Here is a 24784-nt window from a genome sequence, read left to right as displayed (position 1 = left end):
GTATTGGAAGTCAGCAATGAACAAAATAAAAAGAATCGAAATTCTTGAGCGATTACGAGAAAACAATCCGAATCCTCAAACTGAGCTTAACTGGAGCTCCCCTTTTGAGCTGCTAATCGCGGTATTACTATCAGCCCAAGCAACCGATGTAAGTGTCAATAAAGCCACCGACAAGCTTTTCCCTGTCGCTAATACACCGCAAAGTATTCTCGATTTGGGAGTTGATGGCTTAAAAGAATACATAAAGACCATCGGTTTGTTTAACTCAAAAGCAGAAAACACTATCAAGACTTGTAAGATCTTGTTGGAAAAACACAATGGTGAAGTTCCTGAAGATCGTGCAGCGTTAGAAGCGCTACCAGGCGTAGGTCGCAAGACCGCAAACGTCGTGCTCAACACCGCTTTTGGTTGGCCAACCATTGCCGTCGATACGCACATTTATCGCGTGTCGAATCGTACTAAGTTTGCAATGGGCAAAACGGTTGATGATGTCGAGCAAAAGCTATTAAAAGTTGTGCCAAAAGAGTTCAAACTCGATGTGCACCACTGGCTCATTCTTCATGGCCGCTACACGTGCTTGGCGAGAAAGCCTCGCTGCGGTAGCTGCATTATTGAAGATTTGTGCGAATATAAAGAGAAAGTATATCCAGATAGCTAACGCTATTTGAAAATCAAAGCTAGGAGCAAAAAATGTCAAATGGTCGAATTCTCCACACTATGCTTCGCGTAGGTGATCTAGACAAATCCATCAAGTTTTACACTGAAGTTATGGGCATGCAGTTGCTTCGTACGAACGAGAATAAAGAGTACGAATACACACTGGCGTTTCTTGGCTACGGTGACGAATCCCAAGGTGCTGTGATCGAGCTAACTTACAACTGGGGTAAAACTGAATATGACCTAGGTACTGCTTTTGGTCATATCGCCATTGGTGTTGATGATATCTACACAACTTGCGACGCTATCAAAGCGGCGGGCGGTAATGTGACGCGTGAACCAGGTCCAGTAAAAGGCGGAAGCACGCACATTGCATTCGTAAAAGACCCAGATGGTTATATGATTGAGCTTATCCAAAACAAGCAAGCTTCAGCAGGTCTTGAAGGCTAAGCGGCACTTCTAATAATCACTTGTACTGCAAGTTGAACATCGATTACAGGCAGGTCTGCGATCTGCCTGTCCTTTTATAAACAAAATACTTTACTTGATAATAATTATCGTTTAGATTTGTTCGCAACTTCGAGATGCGGGATTACGATAATGATCAGTGAATGGGAAAAACACACACTTCTAGCCGATACGGCACTTCAACTAGATGACCCTGTTCGCAGCATTCTTCATTACCAGCAAGCCCTAAGCCTGAGTGAAGATATTAGCGAATGTGTGGAAATTGAAGCAGATGAGCGATTATTAATTTCTGTGATTTCTTGTCATAACTTAGCTCAGTTCTGGCGTTGGGCCGGAGACACTGACTATGAACTCAAATACCTTCAGCTGGCTTCAGAGAAAGTCTTAACACTCATCCCACAATGCCCAAATAAAGAATGTGCAAGCTTTATCGACTCAATAGGATGTTGCACTAAAGCATTAATAGACTTCATGAAACGTCACCCTAATCCGGCTATTGCCAAACAGGTTGAAAAAATCGATACCGCAACAAATTGCGAAGTCATTGCCAAATTCCGATTAAACTAACATCCAAATTATACAGCCGGAATCACCGAAAGGTACTTGGCAAAATCCCATTAAAATATTATTAACAACGTCAGTAAATCAAAAACGCCGAAGCTTTGAGCTTCGGCGTTTTTATATGCATTAGACTTGGGTTCGCCCTAGAGATATTACGACTCGGCGGTTTTTGTCTTTTCCTATTGGCGAACCGTTATCAGCAATAGGACGACGCTTGCCGTACCCTTGCACTTGAATTCGATCTTCCGGTAGCCCTAGAGACTGAAAATAATCACGAAGTGACTCTGCACGTCGCTCAGATAAACTTTGACTCGCACTTTTGCCATCGGTTGAATCGGTGTACGTCGCCACCAGCACGAGATCGATATCTTGATTATATCGGATATAATCTGCAATTTGTGATAAACGCTTTTTGGAAGCCTTGGTTAACTGATCGCCTTGTCTTTCGTAGTGCAAAATCGTAAAGGCAATGTCTTCAAAACTGTATTTCAATAAATTGGAAATACAGTCGCTAAACGCGTTGTACTTATTTTGAAACAGCACAGATGACAATGCGACCTCAATTCTCTGATCTCGGCTCTGCCAATCCTGATAACTAAAGGTCGGATAACGCCCTTTTTCCAGCTCAGACAAAATGCCCCATGCTGTTTGCCCTCCGACATAACCATCGAACTGTTTAAAAAACTTTAGGTTTGTAATTCGATCGGCGTGTTCACCTGGTCGCCAAGGTGGCGGCATGGAGATGAGACTGACGTTACGTGTTTCTCCCATCGGACGACGCATTTTTAACTCAAAGTCTAAATTGATTTTTTTATTCGCACGAGATGAAAATACCGCATCTCCAAAACTTGGAATAGGGTGAACAAGTTGGCATTCTAACGGTGTGTTGACCACCATTTCCCATTGAGATTGCTGTGGAGTGGCAACATAACGTTTGCCCATCACAGCAAAACTGCTTGTGCTAAACAACGAAAATACAACGCCACTAGTAATCAGCCATTTCTTCATCTAAGTACTGTCTCTTAAACGGCAGTCTGTTGCCGTCAATTTGAATCAATAAAACCACTTCACCTGGCATGCAAAAACCTCGCCAACGTGCGAAATATCGTGATATTACGATTAACGTTAATCATGGTAACTCAATCACCCGAAATGCGATCGAGCGTATTGATGAGATGCAAAATAGAATTCCGTTTTTCTCCTAAATTGCGGTTTTTCTCGTCGGTATAATCTGCAATAATGCAGCCTTCGTCACACAAAAATAAGCCGACATGACAATAGAAAATGAAGCTCTGACCTTGAAAAAACGCTTTCGTGGTTATTTCCCTGTGGTAGTAGACGTTGAGACCGCAGGTTTCAATGCTCAAACTGATGCACTTTTAGAAATTTGCGCCGTTACGTTAAAAATGGACGAAGATGGCGTGTTGCATCCGGCCTCCACCATTCATTTTCATGTTGAGCCATTTGAGGGCGCTAACTTAGAAAAAGAAGCGCTAGAATTCAATGGTATTCGTGACCCATATAGCCCTCTTCGTGGTGCAGTTTCTGAGCAAGAAGCGTTAAAAGAGATTTATAAACTTATTCGCAAAGAACAAAAAGCCGCAGATTGCTCGCGCGCAATTATGGTTGCCCATAACGCAGCATTCGACTTAGGTTTTGTAAATGCAGCCAATGAGCGCTGTAAACTAAAAAGAGTCCCTTTTCATCCCTTTGCTACTTTTGACACGGCAACATTGAGTGGCCTTGCTTATGGTCAAACGGTTCTCGCGAAAGCATGCAAAACGGCCGGGATGGAATTCGATAATCGTGAAGCACACTCAGCGCTTTACGATACACAAAAAACAGCAGAATTATTCTGCGGTATTGTCAACAAATGGAAGGCCCTCGGCGGTTGGCCGCTTGCTGACGAAGAATAATAAGTAAACACAACATATTAGGAAAAGTATGAATCCTGTCGTTATATCAGTGTGCGTCATGCTCGTGTTAGCATTGATGCGCGTAAACGTGGTGGTTGCCCTCACGTTTAGTGCCATCGTTGGTGGCCTTGTCGCAGGCATGAGCCTTGGAGACACAGTTGCCGCGTTCGAAAGTGGTTTAGGTGGCGGTGCGACTATCGCTCTGAGCTACGCAATGTTAGGTACTTTCGCCGTTGCCATCTCTAAATCTGGCATCACGGACCTACTGGCAAAAAGTGTTATCAAGCGCTTAAACGGTAAAGAAAACTCGGCGTCAACTACCGGGTTAAAGTACGCGGTGTTAGTCGCGCTCGTTCTTGTCACTATGTCATCTCAGAACGTAATTCCGGTCCATATCGCCTTTATTCCAATTTTGATTCCACCTCTTTTGGGCGTATTTGCGAAACTTAAGCTCGATCGACGTTTGGTCGCGTGTGTTCTTACCTTCGGTTTGATCACACCTTACATGATCTTACCTGTTGGTTTCGGCGGTATTTTCTTAAACAATATTCTATTAAAGAACCTACATGACAACGGTTTGGAAAACGTGGTTGCAAGCCAAGTTCCAACTGCAATGTTACTGCCAGGTGCTGGTATGTTGTTTGGTCTATTGCTGGCAATCTTTGTTAGCTACCGTAAACCACGCATCTACGAAGAAACGGAGTTGACTGTCGTTCACGAGACAGATCATGCTATCAATAAAAAGCACATCTTGGTGGCCGCTCTTGGTATTGTCGCCGCATTGGGTGTTCAGCTTTACACTGGCTCAATGATTATTGGTGCTCTAGCTGGCTTTATGGTGTTTACTTTTGGCGGTGTGATTGCCTGGAAAGAAACGCACGATGTCTTCACAAAAGGCGTGCATATGATGGCTATGATTGGTTTCATCATGATCGCTGCCGCAGGTTTTGCTGCGGTAATGAAGCAAACAGGTGGCGTTGAGACATTAGTACAGTCTATCTCTACCAGCATTGGTGATAATAAGCCGCTTGCAGCACTACTGATGCTGATCGTTGGCCTGCTAGTAACAATGGGCATTGGTTCATCGTTTTCAACCATTCCAATCTTGGCGACAATCTACGTTCCACTCGCGTTGGCATTTGGTTTTTCGCCAATGGCAACAATCGCGCTAGTTGGTACTGCTGCCGCTTTGGGTGATGCTGGTTCTCCAGCGTCCGACTCGACATTAGGCCCTACATCTGGTCTAAATGCCGACGGTCAGCATGAGCACATTTGGGAAACGGTTGTTCCAACCTTTATCCACTACAACATTCCACTGATCATCTTTGGTTGGATTGCTGCAATGGTGCTTTAGTACCTTTGTTTGATGGATATACTTAGTTACGAAAAAGCCGCTCATTGAGCGGCTTTTTGTTATTTGAAATCGCGATTATTGCGCTGGCATATTGTCAATAATACGTTCACGTATCAGTTTCAAGGTAGGCTCTGTTGACAGATAATCTACGGCAATCGGGAAATAAGCGTCGTTAATTTGAAGAACCAAGCTAGGGTAAGAATCCACGCCTAGGCTCTTTGCAAGACTCAGTTGATCTTGGAACACACCTTCTAAGAAAGAGCCGTCCATATCGTTCTTGAACTGCTGAACATTCAAACCAATTTCTTTAGCTAGCTGCAAGTGAGTCGCTTCTTCATGAGGAGGCATCGCACGTAAGTAATACGCATGTTGAATCGCTTCTAGCATCTGCTCATAAGAATCTTGAAAGCCCGCTGCGATAACTGCGCGACAAGATTGGTAAGTGCTTCTTACTGGCGTACAAAGCTTCCAGAAATCGTAGTTAAACTTGGTGCCCAACTGACGCTCAATCTGCTTCCAAATACCTTCGAGTTTTTGTTGCATCTCTGGTGGCATCGGCAAACTAGTATCTGGCGCAAGACCACCCACCACATACTCAAACTGAATAACGCCTGGCAGTTGCTGTTTCAATTTATCAAGCGTCGGTTTGTAACCCCAACACCAACTGCACATTGGGTCATGCACGTAGTAAAGCTTTATATCCACTTAATTATTTAAACCTATAAATTCAATTAGTTACATCAAACAAAAATAACAAATGGCGATCAAGTGGCGACAGATATTATTTTATTCACTTAGTAATCTCCCGTTTGCTTAAGAGTTTTCCGGTACAGGTTCAGGCCTTGATATGTGCTTATCTAGCACAAAAACCTCTCCCTTATACTTTATCATTGGAAACGGTTTTGTAAGTTCTGTCTCATAGTCGCAGTGTGAGCATTTTTTGTTTCCAGGTCAATCTAGGATGATTACTCCCATCTACGCACAAAACAACTTCATCACACTTCGGACAAATAAATTCCACTAACTCGGCTTGTAAAGGTATGTATCTAGCGCCTTAGGTCGTTTAATTTGGCACCTCACGAAGACAAGAACTTCTTTACCCCTATTTCCAACGTTACCTAATAATTTCAGTCTAATTATACTGACTCATCGAATGAAAACCTATTTTTGTTCCTGTTCGTTTTTCAGTGCAATTTCTGTAGATTGCTAGGAGTACGGATTCCGTCACCTGACCACTAATATATTCGTCATTAAGTGGCAGCGATGCTTAAATTACTTTGTAAGTCTCACCAGTTACTTGTACTTGAGCGCTCTGGGTGCTTTCTTCTACCACAGCGTTTGCAATAGCTTCTGCCATTTCATGCATTTCGAGCGTGAGTTCCACTTGTTAGAAAGCCTGAGATTGCAATTCAGTCACAATCTTTTGTTTTAGTGATGCTCTGCTTAATGTCATTACTTACCTGCATTTAACAGCCTGCGCTCCAACATAACCCAAAAAACATTTTGAATAAAACCCTGTCAGTGGCTTTGCTAATGTTTATTCACACAACAGAGAGTTACGCCAAATTCACTTTAACCGCGCTTTTCTATCTGACTATTCTCATGCTTCAGTAAGCATGGTATTAGCAGTTCGATATAAGACGACCGACTTATATTTGTGATTTAAATCAACTTTGTGCCTACTTGTTCTCGGCAAGGGGATAAAAATCTATTGATTTATATGTAACAAGTTTACCATTCATGCGCCCATGTATGATTTAGTTTGAAAGGTAAAACAATGTTAAAAAGAAGACACGTATTGTCTCTCGTTATAAGTAGTGTCCTAGTTAGTGGCTGTGGCGGTGGCGGTAACAGTAGTGATGGGGGGAGCAATGATGTGACTCCTCCAATCATATTTGACGTATCAGGAGTAGTTCAAAAAGGGCCATTACAACCAGGGTCAGTTGTAACACTGCATGAACTTAATGATAAAATGGAACAAACTGGCAAGTCTTTCGATTCCCAAGTCCAAAACTATGATGGTTCATACGCTATTTCAGAGAATTTGAATTCTGACTTTGTAGAGGTTTTTTCAAAAGGCTACTTTTACAATGAATTATCAGATGACTCATCTAAAGAATTAACACTATCTTCATATTATGAATTAAAGCCAAAATCTACTCTTAGCATTAATATTGTAACTACCTTGATTAAAGGAAAGCTAAAAAAATTAATTTTAGAGCAGAAACTTCCATTCTCCGAAGCTTCAAAGCTTGCAACAAAAGAACTGTTAGAAATTTATGGGTATTCAGAGAGCAAAACTCCAGATTTCTACACTGTAAGCCTACAACAAGACTCCGATGCTGCCGCAATACTTTTAGCTATGTCATCCTTAACGCTATACCTTTCTGATATGAACGGTATTGAACCAACAACGCAAATTGCACTGATAGCAAATTATCTAGAAGAGGATAACTTAGAAAAAATTGAGGAAACAAAAAGCAAACTATTACAAGCTCACAAAGAGATAGACACTTTTACAATTGAAAGTAATGTTACTTCCTATTTTCAGGATCACGGCCTCGACTTTGATGCGCCGTCTCTTTTATATTTCATTGATAATGATGGTGATGGCAAGCTACCTGATAAAACAACCCCTATTCTTCAAGGATACTCTGTAGCGGCAGCAATGCCTAATATTGGTGAAACTGTTGAAATAGAACTGCCAATAAAAGTTTATGATTATCAAGGGCGAAATTGGCAACAATGGCCAATAGACGTATCCTTAAAGCCTATGTTTGGCACGGTAGAAATCATGCCATCAGAGCAAGGCTGGACCGCAACATATACAACCACAATCAAAGAACAAATAGATAGAATAGATGACCACTTTACCACTGAAGTCATCACCCCTGATGGAGTGAGCAACTCTATAACATTGCACGTTGCTATGTTCTAATCACTGATTTTTGAGGATGTTATTTCTCAGAACGAACCCAGATCATAATGCTCTCTAACATTCGTTTGAGAGATTCCATAGCGAAGAAAGGCTTCTGTCTGGAAGCCTTTCTTTATCCCGTGCAACTTTATAACTAATTGAAGCCTAAACAAATCAACGAGGTATGGATTCAGCTTCGGAAAAAAGATCGAAACATAGCAAGTGTAGGAGAAGTGTTCATTTATCATCACCTAACTGCTGGTTAAAACTATTTGGTTTAAGTATATAGTGTGCGCTTGATGATACAGGGAATCCCTAGGTTATTTTGTAGGCTCCTGCAGAACTTCCCCCCGTTACCAGCACTTGTGCGTTCTGGGTGATTTCTTCTACCACAGCGTTTGCAATAGCTTCTGCCATTTCTGCATTTCGTGCGTGAGTTCCACTTGTTACAAAGCCTTGAGCTTGCAATTCAGTCACAATCTTTTGTTTTAATGATGCTTTGCTTAATGTCATTACTTACCTGCCTTAACTGTTGATGAGAGGTCGGAGTGAGGCTTCCCCGTGTAAGCACAAATACAATCGCCCTGGACCACCCCTTTACCACCATTCATCGTGATAAGGCTTGCCGTATAGCGCATGTTCTTGGCGGTCGCTGTTATGTCTTTTTCTACGTTGGTAACTTTATTCCCCAGCACCTTGAGCTTGTCGTCTAAACCAATCACTACGTCCCGCAGTTGGCCAATGATCTGCACCCAGTCACCACCGTTGGTTAAGTGTATATTCGCAAGTGAACCCAGGGTAATGTCATCACCTGCCATCACCTCAAACCTGCCCAGAACTTCAATGAGCTTTTGGCCGCCAATATTCTCTTTGCTATGCTGGTTTACCGTCACTTCATGTGACCCAAACTCTGCCAGATATTTATCTACCTGGTGTAACTCTTCATAGGCTTCGATAAGCCTTGTTTGGTCGGTTGCCTGAGTGTGGTTGCCTGCTGCATCAATGCGTTCAAAAACCTCATACCTTTGCTGAGTCAGCAACTCTTCTGGCTCTAATTCGGGTAGTGACCAGCCATCACCCAGAATGGTTCGAATGAATGGGCGATCGCTTCTGCCATACGCAAAAGCGATTTCAACAATGGTGCCCTCTGTCGGTGTGGCGAACTGACCTTGCTCTGAGCCGCCGATAACCGTGGGTAGTGGCACCGCTTTGTATAGTGGCACTTCTTCATCTGGCAGGCCGTTTTCATCCAACAACTGCACATCTACCGCATAGCGTGGACGAAATGGGTTGTTTTCATGTCCGACCTGGCTTTGGTCGGTGACCGCTTTCACCCTGGCAAGTCTCGGCAAGTGATGCCCGGCAGCCAGCTCGGGGAACAGATAGTTGATTTTGCGCTTTTCTGCATTCATTTCACTTTCCCAATACAGGGTGATGTCAGTATTTTGAAAGTGCACCTGGGTAATGCGCTGACCATTGATAATTGCACCGGGACGAACGGAAGGGATCGCACCTAACTTCATGCTTTTACCCCCCATCTGCTGAGTGGTCAGGTTGGTCGGCAAATCGGTAGGACGGTTAGACCAGCGGCTATCCGCGAAACTGCCAACGAAAATATTGCCATCCGTTTGCTGGTACCAGCAAAAATCCTCTATCTGAAACGCTCGGCCCAGATTCTCCAGTAACTGATAACCGGTGCCCTGACTGGTGAAATTCGGAATGCGCGTGGTCATATAATCTTGCTGGGGCATCACGAAACTTAAGCCGCTATCAAAACTCAACTGCTCGAGTACTTCAGAGGCGGTTGGGTGCTGAATACTCACTGGCCACCTGGCCGCGAGTAACCCCGCACGCTCTCGGGCGATCACTTTGGTGTAACCATTTTGCGCCGGCTGAACCTTGGCGGCGAATCCGTCAAAGTAAGCTTTAAAATCATCCTGATAGCCGATATCAAATGTGATTAGCGATCCTTTTGCGATTTCCCCTTCTATGACGAAGGTGGCGCGGCCACCGGCACTAAGCTCAAGAATGACTTGTTCCTCGGCCAGTTTTTGCTCTTCGCCATTGACTCTGATTCGTTTGTTTAACTTCATGCCAGTTGAGACTCTTTCTGTAACAGTGCGGCTTCAAAGCTGGTTCGTTTCACCTGCTCGGTTTGGTTGGTTGTCGCTGCATGAGCTTTCGGCTCTGCTGTCGTTGTGTTCTCCGTACTTTGTGTGACGGCCTGTTGTGCTTTTGCTTGCTCTTTCTGCTGTTTTGCTTCCGTCACCGACATGTATTCACGCAAACGAAACGTCACTTTCCATGCCATCAGCTTTTCTTGTTCATCTGCGGCAAGCTGTCCCACAAACCTGACCTGGCGCACTGTAAGGGTCTTGGCCGTTTCATTACCAATTCGATAAATCTTGCGTTTGCCTGCTTCTGTTGCCCGGGATAACAACATGAGTCGCTTGAGTACATCTTTTCGTTTAAACGGGATAAGACCAGATACCGCCAGCACGATGCCTTTATCACCTTGTTCACTGCCGTCGGTACCGCTGGCTTGCCCCGTCATATCTTGCTCACGAATTTCTACTGAGGGACTAATTCGTGTGGAGTTCATGTAGATGATTTCGCCGTCTAAAGCTAATTGAGTCATGCGAATAGCTCCGAAACAAAAGTAAGTGGTTTGGCACTGATAAACATGCAAGCAAAGGTATAGCTGTTTTCCCGGCCAGGTGGCGTAGACTGGTTCAGTTTGGTTGCGATCATATCTGCCGTTCCTGATACTGCAAACTTATGTAACCCAACATCACCCTGCTTGAGGGTATTGATCGCCTGAGACCAGTCGTTGAGTTGTGCCGCGCGTTTTTCTGCAAGCGCAGCGAGTTTATCTACCGGAGTCTGTCTATCGGAGGCGAGTGACTCCAGCTGGGCGATTTGGGCGCCTTGCCATTGCTCAACCAAACGCAAAGGGTCTTGGTTCAATGGCGCTACTGGCTTAAACCTTGGCTGTACGATGGCTTCCATCTTCGTCATTTTCTCAGGCTGCAGGTTTTGCTCTTTGCTTACCCTTCGGCTGACCATACCAAGTTCAGATATGTTCACCACCTCATAAAGGGCTTTGGTGGCGGCGGCAAAGTTGGCTAACGTGTTCTCTGCAAGCATCCAGCCCACAACATGTAGATTACCTTTTGGATGATGCCTATCATTGAAGTCTTTCAGCTTGTTAGCCAACACTGTGACCGCTTCATCCGGTGCTAAGTGATGCCCGGCTTGCGTAACCGCCCCGATGCCATGTTGATAAGGATGAACACAAAGTACCTGGACGCTGGTTAAGAGCGTATCAAGCTCTGTCCGCAGGCCAAGCAACGCCTCAGCATTGGTACTTAATGGATGGCGGGCAAATGTCACCTGTCCTTTCAGCGCTTGAATGCGCTCAACTGCCTTATTGGAGTGTCCCTCAACCTGTGTTAAGACTGACTCTGCAGAGGTTTGAACCTTTTGGGCCGAGTCAGACCAGCGGAACGAAGCTGTTTTCCACGTCATACTGCTGCCTTACGAAGCACATCAACCCGGATCGGCGCGACTTTAAACATGAGCTCTGGCAAATCGTGATTCGCCTGCTCATTGGTATAAACAAACTGGCCACTGGTCGGGAAGTTCAACACGACTTCAAACTGACCGTTGACGACTTGCGCCGGGAACAACGTCAAACGCCCATCATCGCGTTTAAGGGGCATTGAAAAGGTTTGGTCTTCGACATCCACTGTGCCCGTCACAATGATGTCTGTGAGTTCCATACAAGTAATGCGTGTGTAGTCGCTACTGGTTTTAACTGCTCCGACTACCTTGTTGATGATTATTTTCATCAACATTGGCTCAACTCGCTCGCGATAAATGAACTCAGCCACATGACCAGACGAGTATATCTGCTTCACTTTGTCGCCCGGTAGCGGCTCCGCTACAATCCATGAGCCATCGCGAAAGACCTCTGTTTTGTCTTCTTTAATTGGATTAGATGGTAGTGCACCACTTGGTGGGAAATACTCATTTTTTTCAGGTTCGTCAGTAGTTACATAAGTCATAATTTTGCCTTCTCTACTCGGCTATAACGCGCTAAAACATGAACACCGTAATTCGCGACCGAAGGGACATATACCTGGCATACGAAAGACGATTTACAAAACTCACGCGCCCCATCCAACAACTGTGGCTTAGCAAGGGATGCACTTGCAGCTCCACTCGCACCAATGACTGGAGTGAGAACCTGAGTATCAATACTCCGTGGAACCATTTCTACGCCATCGATGAACCACTTAACCTTTACATGTTCAGATTGGCTCGCCGTATTTGTTCCGCCTACCGCTAAATTGTCAATAATATAAGAGCCAGTTAACTCGAGTACGGTTGTCCAAGTGTCATATTGAATATGCCCAGATTCTGGTTGAAGCCGAGTGCTGTCAAACCCAATCTGATCAAGCCGTTTTAAATAATTATTACCAGTCAAAAAGTTACTGACTTCCATAACGTCTCCTATTGGGTAACTGAGGAAATATAAAAATTACTTCCGGTGACTCTAAATGTTGCCTTGCATCGCCCTGTTATCGTAACGCTCGCATGTCCGGTATTGTCGGGGGCATAAATTTTTGCTCCTCGTGTTGTCTCTAAAACAACCGTAACTTTTCCGGCGTTTTCTATTTGGTTGCAGATAACAATTTCATCGTCATTCTTAAAACTATCCGCATCAATTCTTATCCTGGTTTCAGAATATTTCCGAACTAGCAAATATGCTTTGCTATAACCATTCCGCGTCAATGTGTGCTCTGTTTGGGAGCTCCATAAATGCAAAAACTGTTCGTGCTTATCCAAGCGAACCCAACCCTCCTCAAAACCATATTGATCTCGTGAGGAACGGTAATAAGCTCCACCGTTTTTATACCTAAAACGAAACTGCGCTGCAGACGTTGAGGTGCTCTTTGCTAGCATGTGAAGAACTAGCTCACCATGAGAGCCAGGCAAGGAGGCTTGATACACACCCGACTTCACATCCCAAGGTACAGCATCTAAACCTTCATATAGACTCGTTTTACCTTGTGCATAGAACGTGTCTTCCCTGATGTCAGCGTTTAGTGTGTCAACTTGGTGCTTTAGATAATAATCATCATTGTGGTTGTGACCTTTACCCGACTTGGTACTTACTAAATCCTGAACATAGTCTTTAGATGCGTAATCGGGCTTTAACGTACGATGATCAACGACCTGACCATCGGCTTCGATAGTCGCCAGTTTACTGACAAAATGTTCAACGCCGTCATCGTCGGTGTAGTGGTTAAGCTCGGTATTACTCACCGTCACAACTACGTGGCTTTGCCAACGGCTGGTTACTTGCCCTTGCCAACTCGTGTCGACATAAACGAACTGTTTACCGGCTGGCACAGACAGCGATTGTGTTTCCGCCAATTCACTACGTAGCCCTTCGACATAAGCAAGTCCCGCGTTAACCTTGTGGCCTTCAGCATCTTTGTAGACCAGGAACCCGTCAGCAAAGAACGATGCCGGGCCATAGTGGTCACGATTTGCCAAACGTTCTGCTTCATCAATACCGAAAAGCCGCGCGGTAAAATCGATTTGCCACGTTGACGCATCCACGGTGATTCCCGTTGCAGATTTGGCGCCCACATAGCTCATTAAAATCGAGCGGGTAATCGCGTTGCCATTCTTCACCCCGGGTATCGACTTATATTTTGTAATGGTCGGCAAATGCGTAATTGCAGCCAGGGTGCCGGTTGCTTTGTTCCGCAGCCCTATCCAGTTGAAATCGAAATCGCCAATACGCGTGTCCAGTGTGATGGAGTAAACCACGGCATTCGGGTTCACAAACCCGTCCTGGTGCACGTCCGTTACATGCACTATATGTTCTGTGGGAATACCTTCTTCACGGTCAATTGGCAAAGTAGGGTCAAGCCCCGGCACATTCGCCAGTACAAACTCATCCAGTATTACCGGTTGTGATACTGCTTCTTGCTGCGCTTTGTATGACTCAAATGCTTTGGTAATTACGGTTTGTGACATTGTTATTCCTCTAACACAGCGACATGGCACTGATGCTCCCAATCTAACGGAGCCGTATTCAGCTCAAGTTCGGTCGGCGTGATAATTTGGTACTCATAGCGGCGGCAGGTACGGCCATAGTGCTGCAGCAAGACTTCCAGTAACTTCGCGTTGTCAGACAACTGGCTGTCACTCAAACGCAAAGTGATGATGTCCCACTCGCGCCCCGGTACGCGTTCATCAATTTCAATCTGACCGATACCCAAGCGCTGGAAAATTCGAATGAACCCGTTTTTTTCTCCGGCATCCCGGGCATTTACAAACGCGTACTTCACCCGCTTACGAAATAGCGCGAGCGGCTCCTCTTTGAAGCGCGTAATGTCTCTATCCCATGCCAGTAACCTGAGCAGTTTTTCATTGCAGGTCAGCGGGTCGAGCTGTAGCAATGGAAACAACAACCAGGCTCTCACCCGCTGCCAAAAACTCATCACGCCATTAGCAAGGAAATATGGCTCTTTCAGTTCTTCAGCGATGGTTTTGCCATCCATCCACCAAGGCGCCTGATGTTGTGGCAGTTCTGGCGCTTGCTTATTGTGATCAACCATATTTCACCACCACATTGGTAAGCCGGGGTACTTCAAGTTGGCTTTCAATATCAGCATTGTCAAAACGCAGGCTCAGTAAGTCTTCACTAAGCAGGTTGTGGATCTCGGTTGCCAGCTGAGAGAAAGAGAACCGGCTGACCGGATAGGTTCGGGTCACCGCTTTGTAGGTGTCAGACTCCCGAAAGGCAGCCCGGATCATATGCTCAATTTCCGCCTGCATTTGCGCTTTGCGCGCCTCTCCGACATTCGGCTTTGCTACGATCGTGGCGGTGACGGTGTGATGGGTATCTGGTACCGAGAGCACCAGCAAATCATCACCATGACCATGGTTCCCTTCGCTCATGACGTAGTTGTTAAGCTGAACCAACAGATGTGACGGGGTTAGACCGACATCCATCAGAATGTAAGCATTTGCGGTTCCCGGACCACGCGGCGCATCATGCTCAAAGTAAATTTGGTCACTTCGAATACCAGCGACACTGGCCAGCATAGAACGGTAAATTGCATCAATGTGGTAGCGGCCGACCACACTAAACTGATTGCGAGTACGTAACGCCAGATCATCATCTTCTTCAACATCGCTGCCATAGGTGGTGATCCAATCCGCCTGGTTCACGGCATGGGTAATACCAGAGACACCAACGGGCAAAATGGAGTAGTACCCCGCGGGCAGGTTGTAACCCTCGCCAGATTCCTCGGCTTCACAAACGACATAGCCGCTTGTTTCGTTCTCCGCGATTAACACGTCACTCTCCACCGTCAGTCGATAGATTTTTCCATCTATCTGTGTGGTCTCAATGACCGTTCCTGATGGGATAAGCACTGGGTTCGCCGGCGCTTCTTTGAAAAACTCGACCACGCCACGTGTCTTGGTGGCTTTTTTACGCTCCAAATCAACCTCCCAGGCTTTGAGGTCAACATAGATACCTTTAGCCGTTGCAGCAAAAACATTCGGCAGGACATGCTTAGCTAAGAGTGAATCAATCAGCCATAAGGTTGGCGTGAACACAATGGCCTTGACCAGGCGCCAGAACGGCGACATGCGGCTGTCGTTAGACACCTTGCTTCCCGCGGCGACCACTTCTTTTTCCAGCTCCACCGCAATGGCTTCTTCGGTGGTCGGTATGCCCTCATCAGCAATGAGCTGCTTAAAGTCAATGCTTGGTCGGTTACTCATATTGCGACTCCATAATTGATTGGGCCGTAGTCTTCGGTTTCAGCGAATATCCAGATTTTCTCTGCCGTTTGTTCGGTGACGTCTGCGGTACCTGGCACTATGCGTTCATCGTCTTCAACCAGCATCTCAATCTGGGTTAATACATCGGCTCTTAATGCCCGGTTGCGCTCTGCCTGCATCTCTCGTAACAACCCGCTTTCTAATATGGCGTGCTTAATATCTTGGGCGATGCTATTGCGGTTATTGGTGTAGATAGGTTGCTGACCGGCATCAAAATCAATTCCGCCCTCAGACACCAACAAATCTATATATCGCTCACTCATGGTGTCGCCAACTCCTGCCATTCAGCCAGTTGTTCCGGAGTAAATGGCTGTTCTTGTTTGATCACAATGTCACCGGTGTGCATGTTTTTGCTGTTATCGGTGTAGCCGTTGCTACCCGATTGGGTGATGTAGTTCGCCACCGATTGACGTTGTTTGATGTCGCCGTTTACGTAGTCGGAGATTGGGCGTGTGATTTGTTCACGGCGCTCTTTGAAGTCAATCACATCCGGGTCAATGCTCGGCATGTTGGCCGCGTAATTGACTGACCCATCCAGTGCTGGCGCTGTTGCCGCTGCAAACTCTGCTTTGTATTGAGCTGCTGACTGGTACTCCGGCAAACTTGAGAGCGTTTGCAGTTGTGCCTTGTACTCAATAGGGCTTGGCTGCCCCACTTCTGGCAATACGGTATTAGGCAGTTGAGCGTTATAATTGATGCTGCCATCTAATGGTGTGACTGCGGGCTGCTCTGCATACGCTTGATACTGCACCGTACTTTGATAAGTCGGTAGCTGCTTAAGTTGCTCTATCTGGGTTTGATACTCGATCGCGCTTTGTTGGCCTGGCTGAGTATTGTAGCTGTACGTTGATAGCGGCTGTCGGTAGTTACCCAACAGGTAATCCGCTTTTTGCGCTGAGACTTCCGGCACAATTGGCTGCTCAACTTCACTGCCAATATTAATACCCGGGATCAGGTTAATTTTATCAATCAACCAATCAATGCCATCACCTACCAGGTTGAACGGGCTTTTCAGGACATCAAGTACGGAGGTGATAAACAGCGCAATGCCGTCATAGACCATACCGAAGCCAGCAGTGACACTTTGCCAGATAGCAGTAAAGTGGTCAGGTATCGTGCCCCATACCTGCATCGCTGCGGCCGGGCCATCTTTTAACAAAGTGAAGAAGCCCTTAAATGCCGTCCATGTTACCGTTAGCGGTGTCAGCAGCCACTGAACGCTGGCACTTAGTATTTTCCATGCTCCTTGGCCAGCTAAGGCAATACCCTGGAATACACTCGAAGCCCGGGCAAACATCCACTCAAACTCAGAAGATAGGTATTGAACAAACGGGTTGCTTAAGATGTTATCTACTGCGCTGTTCCACATGCCAACGATAAAATCAAAACCTTTGCCAATTTGTTCGAACAACCACCAATCACTGAGTGCTGTGACCATCGTATCCCAGTTAGAGATCAGCGCATAGGTAGCCACTCCAACCGCGGCGATCGCCGCTGGTATCCAGAAAATCGGGTTAGCCATCATCAATATGGCACTTTTAAGTGCAGCAAGACCAAAAGCCTTGAACCCTCCAGATGCAGCCATCAGTGCTTTATCAACCAGGAACGTGGATACGGCATAGGCTTTAGAGGCGAGAGAAGCATTTTTCGCGTAAACGCCTTGCTTTAACATTGAATAGTTAAATGCCCACATGGACCATTTTGCTTTGGTGTACGCTCCGTTTAGGCTAAGAACGCTGACTTTGGTGAAGAGCATTGGAGCCCTCAGAGCGTTCATGGCCAGCTTGCTTGCTCCCAGAGTTAGGTTGTACACCCCGATCACACCCGCACCGCCAGCGATGGCTAATGCCAGATAACCCGCGTAACTTGTTAAGGTTGGGTACTCTTGTGTGTATCCAAGTAGCGTTGTCAGGCCGTCAGCCATGGCACCGGCCACGCTATTAATGGCAGGTAAAATAAGGCCAAATGCCCCGGCGCGGATGGCATACCAACTGGACTCCAGTCGTTCCCATTGGTCGGTCATGGCTCCTGCCATGTTTTTGGCCACATCCAGATTCGCTGCGCCAGACAAGTCAGTGATATTTGCTTTCAGGGCATTCGTTTTACCTATAAGGTCTGTCACCACCATAACCGCTTCATCAGAGCCAAATGCCGTTTTTAGCTGACTGATTTCTGTCGAATCCAGATCACCAAACTCTCCCTTGATAGCCGACAGAATGTCATACATCGGGAGCAGCTTGCCGTTGGTATCAGTAAAGCTCAGGCCAAGTTTATCCTGCGCTTTAACCGCTCCGTTGAGGAAAGCTTTGTATTTGGTACCCGCCTCAGAGCCAGACATTGAACCTTGCAGCATTCCCAATATCGCCATTTGGTTTTGCATCTCAATGCCGTGAGTTTTCGCCAGTGAACCGACACCTCTGAAAGCATCCGACATGCCTTGGCCGGTGGTTTTAAACTTCTCAACAGATTTGGCCGTCATGCCAGCAACACGTTCGGCCCAATTATCTTTGCCCATCGCGTCCGCGTTCTCCTGGTATACGGAGTACAAGGTGCCCATGTAGCTGGTGATGGTGGCGGTATCGGCTTTGGTGGCGGCAGCAAGAATGGCCGAGCTTTCGGTTACTCCAGCCAAATCAGCGCCAGACATATCGCCCATGGCGGATTTTATGTCATAAGCGGCGCCGACAACTTCAGTGGCTGATTTGCCGTAAGCAGAAGAGAATGCTAAAGCGGTTTGTTGAAGGGTGTTAAGGTCGGCATCAATCACGCCAAGCGATTTTACTTCACCGAGTACCCGGTCCATTTCGATGGCCGGCATCAAGGCTTGTTTGATAGCAAACCCAGAACCAAGAGCACTGGCCGCACCGCCAGCCATCTGTTCCCATGACTGGCGGCTGACATCTGCCGTTTGAGTCACGGTTTTCTGGATGCCCTTAAGGGGCTTGGTTGCGTAGTCCTGCAACCCGATTTGCATCATCAATTTATCTACGGAAGTCATTAATGATCAATCTCCAGATGAAAAGGCTTTTGCAATGCCGTTTGCCACGGTTTGCGCTTGGTGCTTTGCGAGCCACAAGGCCCGGGCATAGTTCTCTGTGGTATTGGGTTCGTGAGGCAGGTAATGCGCTTTAAGGGCGAATACCTGCTCTAGTTCATTGTCTTCAATCGCTTTGGCGTGACGGATTAGTTTTTTACTTCGATCTCAAGATCACCTTGGAACTCGTTATTCACGGCACCGGCAAGCTGCATGACGGCCCCCGGTTTAGACAGCACTTCATCCAGCGCTGGCTTGTCATCTTTATGCACGATGCGGCGCAGATAGTTAGTTGCCGGAGCAACTTTGTCGAACGGGGTAGTTTCATTGGTAAGTTTGTTGAATGCTTCAAGCGTTGGCGCAAAACGAATTTCTGTGCCATTAGCCACTAAGGTGATAACTTGTTTAGTCATTTTGACTTTCCTTTGGTTGTTCGTGCTTCGCACGCCAATTTAAATAATCGATAGCCTGTTGGGCACACGGTTTAAGTGCCGCTTTCAGCTTGGGTATGTCTTCTGTCACGACCTCTGGCCACGTCCCTTCAACCTTGGGTTTTTCACAAGGAACGATAAGCCCGGGCGGCGGCAGTTTTATGATCAGCTCGGTTCGAACCGGCTCAATAGGGCTCGCGCAAGCTGTCAGTAACATCAGAAGGAATATGACATTCAATGTTTGCCATTTTCTGGGTAAGTTCTGCCACTTGCTCATTGAGTTGCCTTTGTGTTTGTTGCTCTGTTTGAACCCGCTGCACGAGTAGCTGGTTCATGTGTACCTGGTCACTCTGCAGAGTCTGAATGGTTAACTGGCTGGTTTGGTTCGCTTGCTTTACCGCTTCTAACCGAGCTCTCAGCGCAACTTGCTCAGCTTTGCTGGCTTTAAGCATTAACCACATCGACATCATTGCTGCCCCCACAACAGCGACAAGTAACCACTTAATCCACTTCCATGCACCGTTCACGCTCAATCCCCCGACGAGTTACCAAGCCTTCCAACACCACGCCCTGGCTCTTCACCCACTCGGTGATATGTCCACAGGCTTGTGTGTAACGACCTTGTTTTATCGCCCGGTAGATACGCGTATCGGAACCATCTCTGTTTTTGCGAAATTTGCTGCAGCCAAAGTTAAAAACGAACGACGTAAACGCATCAAACTGCCCGGCAGACATGGACTTGCCAGAGATGCTTTCTGCCGCCATAACACATCGCTCGGCTTCCTGGATGTTCTTAACCCAGTCAGTGGCAACTTGCTCAAGCGTGACCGGGGTACCGGGTACGCCATGAGTATTACCAATGCCGTTGGTTAACACGCCTCCGGGGCAGGTATAAGGGTTCTGCCGACAACCTTCCGCATTGCCGATAATTTCTAGCCCTTTGGGGCTGATTCTCAGCTGACCTAATGGCTGGTCGGCGATCACCACCTGACCAACGGGTTGAGTCAGGTTCGAGCCATGCAGCGTCGCTCCGCCAGTCACCAGACCGATCACCGCTGCGACTGAACATATAATTCGCTTACTCAATTTCATTGATGGCGACTCCTTTTGCTTCGGCGATTCGTTGCATCGCCCGTTTGTGCCAGTAGTTCAGGCCCAAAGCCGCCAGGCCAATCAACAGCGACAAGATGAAGTACCACTGCTCAAACGTCAGTTTGCTGATTGTCATTCCAGCTAACGACATGAAGTAAGCAATGCCGCTGGTTATTTTGTCGAACCAGTCTTTCATTCTGCTATTCCTTCTTCGCCTGGCAGTTGACGCATAGCTGACAGCCCTTTATCGCCTGGCGTCTTCCCTCGGGAATAGCCGCGTCACATTCAATGCACTCTTTGGCACTCTCCTGGTCCACCGCTTTGGTCTTTTGTGCCATATGGTTGGCCAGTGCCATTTGGGTCTGTTTGGCTTCGAGCGCACTGGCGCGATCAAACACATCCATCGCGCCTCCCCATTAACCGATTAGATCGCGGGTGTCATCCGCACTGAGGTACGGCACACCATCGATATGGATAAAGTCCGGACTGGTCACAACACCTTTGATTTTGTGCTTAGACTTGTCCGACGAACTTGGATCGATATCCAGCAAGCTATCAATCATCAGCTTGACGCCATGCACTTTGATTTCTAACTCTTCACCACCGGTATTGGCGTAAAACAGGCAATCATGGGGTTCAATACCACGCCAGCTACCCGCCGCTTTTGCCGCTTCGACCAACAACTTGAAGTTTTTGGTATCCAGTTCGTATTCAACGTCTGCACTGACCGCACCATCGGTGAAGTCGTCCGGCACGCCACGTGTTTGCGCAGCCTGGCTATCATCGGTAATTGAGACTGTGGCTTTTTCTACGTGAATTAAGCTGCCGTGAATATCGACATCAAAGCTCATACCTGAAATTCGTTTTCCCATTTACGCGGCCTCCGGACTGCTCAGATCTAACATAAGACCTGCTGTGATGGATTTCGGACAGTCGAGCGGCGTAGCCGTCATATAAATCTCGACTGTGTTTTTCGTTTTCCAGGTGATGGCAATGGCACCTTCTTTCGGGCTTTCGATTTCACCCGGAATAACGACTTGTCCAATCGTTGTACTCTTCGCCATTTCACGCATTGGCCTTGTGTAGCGCATTTTGGCGCGAGCAGTGCTTGCTGGCGTACTATTGAACGAACGGTCACCGATGTCAGCAATTGCGATCAAACGAACCCGGCGGGCAATTTTGTCAATCACTCGACGGTTCTCGACCACCTGGAAGTCACCGCCCTCGACATCGAGCATGCGACCATCAGCCCAATAGATGCCGTCGAAGTCCGGGAACCAGGCTGGAACCGAAAGACGGTTTTGCTCCAGAGTTTGTAGTGTTGCCGTAGAGAGCTCGACACCATTCATGTCAACTGGCTTGGTCACATCACCAACCAATGCACCGGTTTTCACCCGCATTGGGGTATCAGCCACCGATGCTGCCCGGTTACACAGACGACCCGCCAACTTGCCAATCGCTTGTGGTAGCACTTCGGGAACCAGCATGACGCCATCTGCAGCCAAGGTATCTTGAACCGCGACCATTGATGCCTCATAGTCCGACCATGTTTCGGTCTGCTTATCAATACCAGGCAGAGCCAACATCATGAATGTCCAGCGACCATACTTAGCAATCAGTTCATGGTAGAGTTCCTGCGCTGCAGTCACCGCCGCTTTGTCAGTGGTAGGAACGGTATGCACCACAGCTTCAAAGCTTTGTGTTTGTTGCGCATCTTTTACCGCCTGGGTCCAGTCTTCCGGCGCCGTAAGAACGTAAACCCCTGCTGACCAGTTCTGCCCGGCGTTCACCATGGCGGCCTGCAAATTGTCTTTAAGCACACCATCGTCTAACAGTTCGCCAAAGTCAGTTTGCGTATTCACAGACAACAACTTGCCTGCATTCTTGGTGCCCGTACCGAGAAAGAGGAAGTGACGCTCAACTTCAGTCACTGGCCCCTGTAATTGGTTAAGAGCTTTTACGTTGATAATTGGCCATGCCATTGGTTATCTTCCTCTTTTAAGTTCTTTGCGAAGTGCCGCTCGCGCTTTCTTTTTGTCTACCTGAGTAAACGGCCGAGCAGGTAACACGGTTTCCCAGGACTCTTTCGGTGCGCCGCGCATCTGGCGAAGAATTAGCCCGGCTTGTTCTTGGCTGAGGTTATTCTGTATCCACCTCATGCTTGGTTTGCGAAGCTTGCCAATTGGGGCATTCGGGTTGATACGCCTGGCAAAGACACGAAAACCCTCATCTTTTAAAGCCTTGGCTTGAGCCCTGGTTGCGCCACCGTGCCCACCGCCAATTTCCTTTAAAGCCTGTTGCAACCGGCTTTTATTTTTTGCCATGTCGCAGTGCCTTTATTGCTGCGGCTCTGGTATGCCGCTGACGATGGCCATAGTGTTGCTTTGCTGCCACTCTCGCAGTGGCACTTTTGCGCCAGCCGATCACAGCGGTATTGCCATCATTACCAGTGACAGTTAACAGCCTGGCTAAGCGAACTTGCATTTTCTTGCGGCTGGTACCCGATCGCTTTCTCCAGTTTCTGCCCAGGGGTGTTTTTTGGCTCCGCTGGTTTTGTCGCGAAGTCTGCACAGAGCCTTTTGCCGCTGCTTGCAATAATCGCTTTCTGCGCTTTGGCGGCAATGTCATGGCTTTCAACGAATCAAGTACGCCCAGCTCTGACTGCTTATCCACGCTAATTTTGATCATCGACCGTTACCGGACTGGCTGGGTTATTGGCGTTAATCACATCAATATGCTCAGCACACCAAATCTCATAAGGAGCGTTCTTCCAGCGCTTGCCATCCCAGTAAATATCACCGTCTGGGTCTTCGACGAGCATCAGCGGCTCAGTCATATCGACCTCAAGAGTCATAACCACTGTGCTGTCGCTTTCTGGTTCGATGTCAAAGCTTGGATCCGCCAGGTCAAATTTCTCTCTAAATTCGTCGTTGTCATCCAACCACGCCAAAGTGTTTGCCATTACCGCGGCAGGGTTTTGCTTCTTAAATGGAAACCGCTCAAAACTGAATACAGCGGTGTATTCCATCCAGCCGATGTCACGGCCCAACCCTTGGTTTTTGGGAGCAAACTTAAGCTGAATGTCTTCCATCCAACATTCAAAATGCTTGTGCAAACGTTCATCAATAGTGCTACTTAAGTGCTGGTTAAGCCCTTGTAGCATAAAGCCCGCCTGGTACTGGTTGAGTGGTTCTGTCATAACAGTTCTACTCCACAACGCGTATTACCACTGATGGCCCGGATATGCTGCTGGCTCTCTGCAAGTAAGCGCTCTGTGATATCCCGCTCACTTTCTGCCACTCGATCACCGGCTTCTTTGGTCGATACAGTGGCGAACTCTGAAACCATGTCTGCTTTGGCTCTGGCAAATACCGCTTTTTCATACAGTACGATGATGTTGTTTTTGCCCAATACCTTTGGCAATCCCGGTATCTCTTCAGCTTTGGTAATACCTTCGGCCTCGTAGCCTGCTTTCATCGAGGCCAGCTCAATGTTGATTTGACTTACTGCGGCGGCCAGCGCCAATGCCACAGCTTCCGAATCAAAATTTGATGGGATGCCACGACGCTTTTCAAAGTCACCTACGTTGAGGTTTGGCCAAAATCCATCGTTCTCGATCTCGGTGCTTTGGTAACTTTGTGACGATTTGCCATCAAACATTGAACTAGTCCTTAATTGGTGGACTTCTGCCCACTGGGTCGACGGTTAGAAATCGACACTAAGTGTTATTTCAACCTCGCCAGCCGAAGTCCGGTGGGTGTAGGAGCCTTTACAGGTTCTTACCTGTGGTCAAAGCGCTGATGCGTGCTCTAACTCGGTTTATCTTGTCGCCAACGCCAATTTTGTCGTATTGGTTGTTGGCCTCGATCAGTAGTGCCAATGACTGGTTAAGCGTTTCGAGATCACCGACGGCCGCTGGGCGTGGTACGCCATTGCTGTTGCGCAGCAGGTGAAGGCCCGCAAACTTAAACCACTTGGCCGTTGGTTTTTCTTTCAATCGCCACTTGGTGCGCACTTTTTCAAACACCTGGCTGAAATAGGGCTCGATGGAGTGACCATTTGCCGCCATTTTCTCTGCCCAGGCTAAGGTGCTGTCTGCGCAGAAATGGGCGAAGTCTCTTTTAAAGCCCGTTTCTAGCCCTTGCTCAATCGCTTTATCACACCAGGCAATGGCGGTTTCCAGGTCTTCGGTATCGAATAGCCAGATCACCATTTTGCCGAGAAGTGGATTGCGGTAGTTTTCCCCTTTAGCTAAATACTCTTCCACATGGGGTTTGTATTTGGGGATAAGTACCGAACGTTTGTGTTCCACTTTTTCATCAATACGAGCAAGGCCTTTGAGCGCTCGTTCATCGTTCTCTAGTTCAGCAAGCAACACATGTAGACTCTGACTGGCAACCGCCACCACCGAATGGGTAGCCGTTGCGCGTTGTTGCTTGGCTTGCTGGCGTTGTCGTGCAAGGGGACTAAGCATGGTTA

The 24784-nt window shown here is 47.2% G+C and carries 31 protein-coding genes and 1 pseudogene; 6 read left to right on the top strand and 26 right to left on the bottom strand.

All coding sequences use genetic code 11. The annotated features are described in order from the left end of the window. Positions 1-16: 16 nt before the first annotated feature. The 3 genes from nth (at position 17) to OO778_RS05390 (ending at position 1692) form a co-directional block, all read left to right on the top strand. Entirely contained in the window at positions 17-658 is a 642-nt protein-coding gene (gene nth, locus OO778_RS05400; protein WP_042522463.1) for an endonuclease III, read from the top strand. 32 nt (positions 659-690) lie between these two features. Next, positions 691-1107 (top strand): lactoylglutathione lyase, encoded by a 417-nt coding sequence (gloA, locus tag OO778_RS05395; protein WP_005380739.1) that lies wholly within the window; start codon positions 691-693, stop codon positions 1105-1107. Between the two features lie 150 nt (positions 1108-1257). Next, a complete protein-coding gene (locus OO778_RS05390) occupies positions 1258-1692 on the top strand; it encodes a DUF2753 domain-containing protein (protein WP_005384886.1) in 435 nt (144 codons plus the stop codon). Positions 1693-1812: 120 nt separating this feature from the next. Here the strand turns inward: OO778_RS05390 and OO778_RS05385 are convergent, their stop codons facing one another. Beyond that, entirely contained in the window at positions 1813-2694 is an 882-nt protein-coding gene (locus tag OO778_RS05385) for an OmpA family protein (RefSeq protein WP_258616038.1), read from the bottom strand. Positions 2695-2957: 263 nt separating this feature from the next. Here OO778_RS05385 and rnt point away from each other — a divergent pair, with 263 nt between their 5' ends. Both rnt and OO778_RS05375 read left to right on the top strand, forming a co-directional pair. After that, on the top strand, positions 2958-3602 hold the full coding sequence (gene rnt / locus OO778_RS05380) for a ribonuclease T (RefSeq protein ID WP_005396536.1): 645 nt from the start codon (positions 2958-2960) through the stop codon (positions 3600-3602). A 28-nt stretch (positions 3603-3630) separates the two neighbouring features. Then, entirely contained in the window at positions 3631-4956 is a 1326-nt protein-coding gene (locus OO778_RS05375; RefSeq protein WP_264910922.1) for a Na+/H+ antiporter family protein, read from the top strand. 75 nt (positions 4957-5031) lie between these two features. Here OO778_RS05375 and OO778_RS05370 read toward each other — a convergent pair whose 3' ends face one another. Further along, positions 5032-5661 (bottom strand): DsbA family protein, encoded by a 630-nt coding sequence (locus tag OO778_RS05370; RefSeq protein WP_047010070.1) that lies wholly within the window; start codon positions 5659-5661, stop codon positions 5032-5034. Positions 5662-6223: 562 nt separating this feature from the next. Continuing rightward, positions 6224-6409, bottom strand: a pseudogene (locus OO778_RS05365) (hypothetical protein). Positions 6410-6733: 324 nt separating this feature from the next. Here OO778_RS05365 and OO778_RS05360 point away from each other — a divergent pair. After that, positions 6734-7894, top strand: a complete 1161-nt coding sequence (locus tag OO778_RS05360; protein ID WP_264910919.1) for a hypothetical protein — start codon at positions 6734-6736, stop codon at positions 7892-7894. 294 nt (positions 7895-8188) lie between these two features. Here OO778_RS05360 and OO778_RS05355 read toward each other — a convergent pair whose 3' ends face one another. The 23 genes from OO778_RS05355 to gpM all read right to left on the bottom strand — a co-directional run bounded on the left by OO778_RS05355 (position 8189) and on the right by gpM (position 24779). Next, positions 8189-8386, bottom strand: a complete 198-nt coding sequence (locus OO778_RS05355) for a hypothetical protein (RefSeq protein WP_074191600.1) — start codon at positions 8384-8386, stop codon at positions 8189-8191. Next, positions 8386-9966 (bottom strand): hypothetical protein, encoded by a 1581-nt coding sequence (locus OO778_RS05350; RefSeq protein ID WP_264910917.1) that lies wholly within the window; start codon positions 9964-9966, stop codon positions 8386-8388. The genes OO778_RS05355 and OO778_RS05350 overlap by 1 nt, the downstream gene beginning before the upstream one ends. Continuing rightward, positions 9963-10511 carry a hypothetical protein gene (locus OO778_RS05345; RefSeq protein WP_206949262.1) on the bottom strand — a complete coding sequence of 183 codons (549 nt, stop codon included), beginning with the start codon at positions 10509-10511 and terminating at the stop codon, positions 9963-9965. Before OO778_RS05345 ends, OO778_RS05350 begins: the two co-directional genes overlap by 4 nt. Further along, positions 10508-11401, bottom strand: a complete 894-nt coding sequence (locus OO778_RS05340; RefSeq protein ID WP_264910915.1) for a hypothetical protein — start codon at positions 11399-11401, stop codon at positions 10508-10510. The genes OO778_RS05345 and OO778_RS05340 overlap by 4 nt, the downstream gene beginning before the upstream one ends. Next, entirely contained in the window at positions 11398-11940 is a 543-nt protein-coding gene (locus tag OO778_RS05335; protein WP_264910913.1) for a hypothetical protein, read from the bottom strand. Before OO778_RS05335 ends, OO778_RS05340 begins: the two co-directional genes overlap by 4 nt. Next, on the bottom strand, positions 11937-12380 hold the full coding sequence (locus tag OO778_RS05330) for a hypothetical protein (protein ID WP_264910912.1): 444 nt from the start codon (positions 12378-12380) through the stop codon (positions 11937-11939). The genes OO778_RS05335 and OO778_RS05330 overlap by 4 nt, the downstream gene beginning before the upstream one ends. Before the next feature lie 8 nt (positions 12381-12388). Further along, the gene (locus tag OO778_RS05325) at positions 12389-13927 is read right to left on the bottom strand and encodes a phage tail protein (RefSeq protein WP_264910910.1); all 1539 of its coding nucleotides are present in this window, start codon (positions 13925-13927) and stop codon (positions 12389-12391) included. A 2-nt stretch (positions 13928-13929) separates the two neighbouring features. Next, positions 13930-14511 (bottom strand): phage tail protein, encoded by a 582-nt coding sequence (locus OO778_RS05320; protein WP_256955328.1) that lies wholly within the window; start codon positions 14509-14511, stop codon positions 13930-13932. Continuing rightward, positions 14504-15688, bottom strand: a complete 1185-nt coding sequence (locus OO778_RS05315) for a baseplate J/gp47 family protein (RefSeq protein ID WP_264910909.1) — start codon at positions 15686-15688, stop codon at positions 14504-14506. Before OO778_RS05315 ends, OO778_RS05320 begins: the two co-directional genes overlap by 8 nt. Continuing rightward, the gene (locus OO778_RS05310; protein WP_264910907.1) at positions 15685-16011 is read right to left on the bottom strand and encodes a DUF2590 family protein; all 327 of its coding nucleotides are present in this window, start codon (positions 16009-16011) and stop codon (positions 15685-15687) included. The genes OO778_RS05315 and OO778_RS05310 overlap by 4 nt, the downstream gene beginning before the upstream one ends. Continuing rightward, positions 16008-18746: a phage tail tape measure protein gene (locus OO778_RS05305; RefSeq protein WP_264910905.1), complete on the bottom strand. Its 2739-nt coding sequence runs from the start codon at positions 18744-18746 to the stop codon at positions 16008-16010. Before OO778_RS05305 ends, OO778_RS05310 begins: the two co-directional genes overlap by 4 nt. A 185-nt stretch (positions 18747-18931) precedes the next feature. Next, positions 18932-19195 (bottom strand): putative phage tail assembly chaperone, encoded by a 264-nt coding sequence (locus tag OO778_RS05300; RefSeq protein WP_256955324.1) that lies wholly within the window; start codon positions 19193-19195, stop codon positions 18932-18934. Between the two features lie 203 nt (positions 19196-19398). Then, positions 19399-19740, bottom strand: a complete 342-nt coding sequence (locus tag OO778_RS05295) for a hypothetical protein (protein ID WP_264910902.1) — start codon at positions 19738-19740, stop codon at positions 19399-19401. After that, complete coding sequence (locus OO778_RS05290) at positions 19715-20305, bottom strand: lysozyme (protein WP_074191614.1); 591 nt, start codon at positions 20303-20305, stop codon at positions 19715-19717. Before OO778_RS05290 ends, OO778_RS05295 begins: the two co-directional genes overlap by 26 nt. Next, on the bottom strand, positions 20292-20501 hold the full coding sequence (locus OO778_RS05285) for an HP1 family phage holin (RefSeq protein WP_264910900.1): 210 nt from the start codon (positions 20499-20501) through the stop codon (positions 20292-20294). Before OO778_RS05285 ends, OO778_RS05290 begins: the two co-directional genes overlap by 14 nt. 4 nt (positions 20502-20505) lie before the next feature. After that, positions 20506-20709 carry a TraR/DksA C4-type zinc finger protein gene (locus OO778_RS05280; RefSeq protein ID WP_074191616.1) on the bottom strand — a complete coding sequence of 68 codons (204 nt, stop codon included), beginning with the start codon at positions 20707-20709 and terminating at the stop codon, positions 20506-20508. A 12-nt stretch (positions 20710-20721) separates the two neighbouring features. Then, a complete protein-coding gene (locus OO778_RS05275) occupies positions 20722-21177 on the bottom strand; it encodes a phage protein (RefSeq protein ID WP_074191617.1) in 456 nt (151 codons plus the stop codon). Beyond that, positions 21178-22287, bottom strand: coding sequence for a DUF2586 domain-containing protein (locus tag OO778_RS05270; protein ID WP_256955318.1), 1110 nt, complete (start codon positions 22285-22287; stop codon positions 21178-21180). It abuts the gene before it with no gap. Positions 22288-22290: 3 nt separating this feature from the next. Beyond that, positions 22291-22629 (bottom strand): hypothetical protein, encoded by a 339-nt coding sequence (locus OO778_RS05265; RefSeq protein ID WP_074191619.1) that lies wholly within the window; start codon positions 22627-22629, stop codon positions 22291-22293. Continuing rightward, positions 22616-22993, bottom strand: a complete 378-nt coding sequence (locus tag OO778_RS05260; RefSeq protein WP_074191620.1) for a hypothetical protein — start codon at positions 22991-22993, stop codon at positions 22616-22618. Before OO778_RS05260 ends, OO778_RS05265 begins: the two co-directional genes overlap by 14 nt. Further along, a complete protein-coding gene (locus tag OO778_RS05255) occupies positions 22980-23504 on the bottom strand; it encodes a phage tail protein (RefSeq protein ID WP_074191621.1) in 525 nt (174 codons plus the stop codon). Before OO778_RS05255 ends, OO778_RS05260 begins: the two co-directional genes overlap by 14 nt. Beyond that, the gene (locus OO778_RS05250; RefSeq protein ID WP_074191622.1) at positions 23501-23965 is read right to left on the bottom strand and encodes a head completion/stabilization protein; all 465 of its coding nucleotides are present in this window, start codon (positions 23963-23965) and stop codon (positions 23501-23503) included. The genes OO778_RS05255 and OO778_RS05250 overlap by 4 nt, the downstream gene beginning before the upstream one ends. A gap of 109 nt (positions 23966-24074) precedes the next feature. Beyond that, positions 24075-24779 carry a phage terminase small subunit gene (gene gpM / locus OO778_RS05245; RefSeq protein ID WP_264910895.1) on the bottom strand — a complete coding sequence of 235 codons (705 nt, stop codon included), beginning with the start codon at positions 24777-24779 and terminating at the stop codon, positions 24075-24077. Positions 24780-24784: the final 5 nt, after the last annotated feature.

It is taken from the genome of Vibrio sp. STUT-A16 (assembly GCF_026000495.1).
Classification (GTDB): domain Bacteria; phylum Pseudomonadota; class Gammaproteobacteria; order Enterobacterales; family Vibrionaceae; genus Vibrio; species Vibrio diabolicus.
The sequence above is the reverse complement of the archived record's forward strand: the minus strand, read 5'-3'. Positions and strand labels throughout refer to the sequence as shown.

Coding starts and splice junctions, on each gene's coding strand:
- nth (WP_042522463.1), top strand. CDS start 17: ATGAACAAAATAAAAAGAATCGAAATTCTTGAGCGATTACGAGAAAAC.
- gloA (WP_005380739.1), top strand. CDS start 691: ATGTCAAATGGTCGAATTCTCCACACTATGCTTCGCGTAGGTGATCTA.
- OO778_RS05390 (WP_005384886.1), top strand. CDS start 1,258: ATGATCAGTGAATGGGAAAAACACACACTTCTAGCCGATACGGCACTT.
- OO778_RS05385 (WP_258616038.1), bottom strand. CDS start 2,694: ATGAAGAAATGGCTGATTACTAGTGGCGTTGTATTTTCGTTGTTTAGC.
- rnt (WP_005396536.1), top strand. CDS start 2,958: ATGACAATAGAAAATGAAGCTCTGACCTTGAAAAAACGCTTTCGTGGT.
- OO778_RS05375 (WP_264910922.1), top strand. CDS start 3,631: ATGAATCCTGTCGTTATATCAGTGTGCGTCATGCTCGTGTTAGCATTG.
- OO778_RS05360 (WP_264910919.1), top strand. CDS start 6,734: ATGTTAAAAAGAAGACACGTATTGTCTCTCGTTATAAGTAGTGTCCTA.
- OO778_RS05355 (WP_074191600.1), bottom strand. CDS start 8,386: ATGACATTAAGCAAAGCATCATTAAAACAAAAGATTGTGACTGAATTG.
- OO778_RS05350 (WP_264910917.1), bottom strand. CDS start 9,966: ATGAAGTTAAACAAACGAATCAGAGTCAATGGCGAAGAGCAAAAACTG.
- OO778_RS05345 (WP_206949262.1), bottom strand. CDS start 10,511: ATGACTCAATTAGCTTTAGACGGCGAAATCATCTACATGAACTCCACA.
- OO778_RS05340 (WP_264910915.1), bottom strand. CDS start 11,401: ATGACGTGGAAAACAGCTTCGTTCCGCTGGTCTGACTCGGCCCAAAAG.
- OO778_RS05335 (WP_264910913.1), bottom strand. CDS start 11,940: ATGACTTATGTAACTACTGACGAACCTGAAAAAAATGAGTATTTCCCA.
- OO778_RS05330 (WP_264910912.1), bottom strand. CDS start 12,380: ATGGAAGTCAGTAACTTTTTGACTGGTAATAATTATTTAAAACGGCTT.
- OO778_RS05325 (WP_264910910.1), bottom strand. CDS start 13,927: ATGTCACAAACCGTAATTACCAAAGCATTTGAGTCATACAAAGCGCAG.
- OO778_RS05320 (WP_256955328.1), bottom strand. CDS start 14,511: ATGGTTGATCACAATAAGCAAGCGCCAGAACTGCCACAACATCAGGCG.
- OO778_RS05315 (WP_264910909.1), bottom strand. CDS start 15,688: ATGAGTAACCGACCAAGCATTGACTTTAAGCAGCTCATTGCTGATGAG.
- OO778_RS05310 (WP_264910907.1), bottom strand. CDS start 16,011: ATGAGTGAGCGATATATAGATTTGTTGGTGTCTGAGGGCGGAATTGAT.
- OO778_RS05305 (WP_264910905.1), bottom strand. CDS start 18,746: ATGACTTCCGTAGATAAATTGATGATGCAAATCGGGTTGCAGGACTAC.
- OO778_RS05300 (WP_256955324.1), bottom strand. CDS start 19,195: ATGACTAAACAAGTTATCACCTTAGTGGCTAATGGCACAGAAATTCGT.
- OO778_RS05290 (WP_074191614.1), bottom strand. CDS start 20,305: ATGAAATTGAGTAAGCGAATTATATGTTCAGTCGCAGCGGTGATCGGT.
- OO778_RS05285 (WP_264910900.1), bottom strand. CDS start 20,501: ATGAAAGACTGGTTCGACAAAATAACCAGCGGCATTGCTTACTTCATG.
- OO778_RS05280 (WP_074191616.1), bottom strand. CDS start 20,709: ATGGATGTGTTTGATCGCGCCAGTGCGCTCGAAGCCAAACAGACCCAA.
- OO778_RS05275 (WP_074191617.1), bottom strand. CDS start 21,177: ATGGGAAAACGAATTTCAGGTATGAGCTTTGATGTCGATATTCACGGC.
- OO778_RS05270 (WP_256955318.1), bottom strand. CDS start 22,287: ATGGCATGGCCAATTATCAACGTAAAAGCTCTTAACCAATTACAGGGG.
- OO778_RS05265 (WP_074191619.1), bottom strand. CDS start 22,629: ATGGCAAAAAATAAAAGCCGGTTGCAACAGGCTTTAAAGGAAATTGGC.
- OO778_RS05260 (WP_074191620.1), bottom strand. CDS start 22,993: ATGATCAAAATTAGCGTGGATAAGCAGTCAGAGCTGGGCGTACTTGAT.
- OO778_RS05255 (WP_074191621.1), bottom strand. CDS start 23,504: ATGACAGAACCACTCAACCAGTACCAGGCGGGCTTTATGCTACAAGGG.
- OO778_RS05250 (WP_074191622.1), bottom strand. CDS start 23,965: ATGTTTGATGGCAAATCGTCACAAAGTTACCAAAGCACCGAGATCGAG.
- gpM (WP_264910895.1), bottom strand. CDS start 24,779: ATGCTTAGTCCCCTTGCACGACAACGCCAGCAAGCCAAGCAACAACGC.